Source organism: Coleofasciculus sp. G3-WIS-01 (genome assembly GCF_040223135.1).
In the GTDB taxonomy this organism is placed as follows: Bacteria; Cyanobacteriota; Cyanobacteriia; order Cyanobacteriales; family Coleofasciculaceae; genus Coleofasciculus.
In genome coordinates this window covers 1-3605 of sequence record NZ_JAVJZI010000097.1, presented here as the reverse complement: position 1 = coordinate 3605, position 3605 = coordinate 1, and the positions used below count along the sequence as shown (strand labels likewise).

Below are 3605 nucleotides of genomic sequence, written 5' to 3'. Positions count from 1 at the left end.
ATAAACGGACGTGGAGAGGGTGTAAGACCTCATTTGGAGGCAACCTTCAGCGAAGCGTCAACCCCAATCAGCGACCACCCCGGCTAAAGGTGGCGTGGTGAGGAATCCCCCGCGCTCTTTAGCCGGGGGAGGATGTCAAATCACAAAGAGATACAGGGAATTTTGAGTTTTGTGTAGGGGCGGGTTTCACTACCATCCTTTCTGACTTCACCCAGATTCGACTAAACCCGCCCCTACTCCCCTATATCCCCTACTCATGATACCAAGTTAACCCTAGCGCCGCCGTTTCTTCTGGCGCTTGAGCCACGAGTCGATTACTCCGGAACACTAAAAAATAGACACTTGCCACAATCAGCGCTACGCCAATCCCCCAAACACCGCCTCGGTAATTAGGTATGGAAACACAAGCAACTAGGGCAAATGTGGCTAAAGCCAAACCCAAAAATGCTCCCGCCGTTCCCAATGGACTTTCGTAGGGTTTGGGTAAATTAGGATTCCCTTTGAGCTTCATGTAGCTAATCATGACCAAAATATAGGAAATTAATGCCCCAAACACAGCCATATTCAAAATCACGGCATCTACGGCTTCAATACCGATATTCACCAGTAGCACACAGAGAAATCCAATCGTCGCCCCCACAATTAATGCCCGATGGGGGGTATTCGTTTTACTCGTAACCGATAGCCAACGGGGTAAGTACCCAGCACGGGATAGGGAGAAAATAATCCGTCCGTAGGCAAACATATTACCGTGGAGACTGGCAATTAAACCACAAATCAGCGCGAGTGCTGTGACAATGGTACTGGTAGCGCCGGCGCCAAAATAAGCCTCTAACCCATCTCGTAGGGGAGCATCGGATTGAGCAATCGCCGCCGCGCCCCCGCCAACACCGGAGTTAATCACCACGGTGAAAATTGACAGAATAATCAGAGTAAACACGCCAGAAATCATTCCCGTTGGCATATCCCGAGGCACATCATCAGTTTCCTCAGCCGTCATGGGTAGTTGTTCAATCGCCAGATATAACCATATCGCAAAGGGAATCGCGCCAAACACCCCAAACCAGCCTTTCGGTAACCAGGTTTGTGACTGTCCCGGTTCAGCCGGAATATTAAACAGTAGGCTAAAACTAAATTCACCCGATACCAGCATACTTACATAGAAGATGGCTAATACTGTCATCGCGATGATAGTTAGCCAAAGGCAAACTGTCACACTCAGTTCAAAGCCTCGGATGTTAATCGCCAAGAAAATAGCGTAGGCAAACACCCAGATAAAAAAGCTGGGCAGATTGGGTAATAAGGGTTTGAGGTAGTTGCTTAAACTGAAAACCAGCGCCGCATTGGCGAGGACATATTCAATGGTGACTGTAATCCCACAAATAAACCCCCAAAAAGGACCGAGGGCATAGCGTGTGAACGAGTAGAATCCGCCAGCATAGGGGAGGGCGGCTGAGAGTTCGGCGCTGCTATAGACTAAACAGAGATACATGATTGCCATTAAGAAAGCGGCAATACTAAACCCCCAGAATCCTCCGGAGGCTAAACCATAGTTCCAACCATAGAAATCACCTGAGATAACAGCGCCAACCCCTAAACCCCATAAGAGTAAACCCCCGGCATTTCCTTTCAATTGTCGGCGTCTGAGATAGCCATTATTTACTGTTTCGTAAACAGCAATACCTTGAGAGTGTTGCATAGATAAACCTTATATTCAACTGTTTACCTTGCACCCCAATAATCCTTCATTCAGCTCAAACCTTGGGCTGTTTAAGTTCACAAGATTGGACGGCGTTCCCTACTATCTTTTTCCCAGAATGAGAGGAAAAACGAACGCCGCCCGTTCCTGGTTAATTGTTGATTGCTAAGAACCCTGTAGCTTGCTTGGAGAGAAGCGAGTAGCATCTAGTTCTTTGACAGCATCATTCCATCATTCAGCAGATCGTAATACAGATCCGGATTGACCGCTGAGTTAGTTTAATTGCTGATATAGCGCTATTCCACTCGCCAAACAGCTCAACGTGTATTACACTAATCTCGGACTTAGATCGTCAGTTGTATGACAAAATCATTCTAGGTCATCTTAATCTTTATATAAAATATACATGCAGCTTTATCCGGTTAAAAATTAGCGTCGCCAGAGTAAAAATATACTGTAAAGACACCTTAAATATTGGCGAAAAATATTTAACTTTTCCAATTGACATTTTGCGTCTTTTATAGTTATAAAATGATGGTTAAGCATAAAGTTTTATTAGTCAAAGCACTGAAATGGCAGCAGCAAAACCGTAATCCCAGTATTTTGTTGCGCGGGTACAATTTACAGCAGGCTCAAAATTGGCTCAAGGTTGCCAAACAGCGCCGGGAACACCCGCCGCTACCCGTGCATGAAGAGTTTATTACTGAAAGTAGTCAGCAACCGCCTGACACCTCCATCGATGTTTTTGTTTCCTACTCCCGTACCGATTCCGATTTTACCCGTCGCTTAAATGAGGCGCTGCAAGTTCAGGGAAAAACCACCTGGTTTGATCAGGAAAGTATTGCTTCAGGTAGTGATTTCCAGGCGGTGAAGATGAATAAGCGAGTGGTGACGGTGCTGTATCGGGATGTTGTAGTGCTTCCTACTCTGAATTTTAATTGAATCGTATTGAATAGTAATGATATGATGTCTGGTTAAACACCAAGAAAAATGCCTGAAACCTTTGCTGTTAAAGCCTTGCAATTATGGGCAATCATCAGGATATGATATGAATAGCTGAATTAGATCTCAGTCTCTTGACGTAATGCCGCAATAATCTGACTATTAGCCTTGGGAAACGAAAACTGGTCAATTTCCTCCAAGGTTACCCAACGGATTTCATCACATTCTAAGGCTTGGGGGATACCAGACAGATGACGACAGTGATGAACCATCAAGGTTACCCGAAAATGGCTATAGGCATGATCAACAGTGATGACGCGATCGCCTACTTCGATCTCGATTCCTAATTCTTCCCGAATTTCCCGCTTAATACAGTCTGTCACAGTTTCATCTGGCTCAATTTTGCCGCCAGGAAATTCCCATAATCCACCCAATAACCCTTGAGCAGGGCGGCGGTCAATTAAAATTTGTCCTTGGTCATTCCGAATAACGGCAACACCAATGATTTTGTGAGGTAAGGGCGTAGAGGCTTCACGCATGGGTAACTTAGATGCAATACCTAGATTGTACGCCTGACAGTGAACTTCTACAGATGAAATCGGCAGCCCAGTGAATGAGTCTGCCGATATTCAATTTCGTCCCAATTGGGGTTAACTAACAGTCCGTAAATATCTAGACAATTAGTGACATAACTAGACATTTTCTATGATATAGTCAGGCAATGTCTAGTTTAACCCCCCAAGAAGCAGCCACTCGACTAGGTGCCACGGTCTTGCACTTTGCACCGATGCTCACTCAATGGTAAAATACAATCTTATAGTATTAGTATCGCTGGTGGTCATCGTCTTATCGATATTGTTGACTTAATTGGTAAGAAATCGGGTAACGAATAGCTATGAAGACGATAACTTATTGCAAAGGCTTGCCAACCCCCGCCGATGAACTTAACCCCATCGGTTTCACC

General features: G+C 45.2%; 1 protein-coding gene and 3 pseudogenes. 2 read left to right on the top strand and 2 right to left on the bottom strand.

All coding sequences use genetic code 11. The annotated features are described in order from the left end of the window. Nucleotides 1-250: 250 nt before the first annotated feature. Nucleotides 251-1699 carry an amino acid permease gene (locus tag RIM23_RS10385; protein ID WP_446366781.1) on the bottom strand — a complete coding sequence of 483 codons (1449 nt, stop codon included), beginning with the start codon at nt 1697-1699 and terminating at the stop codon, nt 251-253. 540 nt (nt 1700-2239) lie between these two features. On the opposite strand from RIM23_RS10385, the pseudogene RIM23_RS10380 reads away from it, so the two are divergent. Next, nucleotides 2240-2611, top strand: a pseudogene (locus RIM23_RS10380) (toll/interleukin-1 receptor domain-containing protein); the annotation flags it as partial. 149 nt (nt 2612-2760) lie between these two features. On the opposite strand, the pseudogene mutT reads toward RIM23_RS10380, so the two are convergent. After that, a pseudogene (mutT, locus tag RIM23_RS10375) lies at nt 2761-3222 on the bottom strand (8-oxo-dGTP diphosphatase MutT); the annotation flags it as partial. 140 nt (nt 3223-3362) lie between these two features. Between mutT and RIM23_RS10370 the strand changes: the two are divergent. Next, a pseudogene (locus tag RIM23_RS10370) lies at nt 3363-3531 on the top strand (IS607 family transposase); the annotation flags it as partial. Between the last annotated feature and the right edge of the window lie 74 nt (nt 3532-3605).

Bases quoted from the DNA above. Each gene is read 5' to 3' on its own strand.
- RIM23_RS10385 (WP_446366781.1), bottom strand. From the start codon at position 1,699: ATGCAACACTCTCAAGGTATTGCTGTTTACGAAACAGTAAATAATGGC.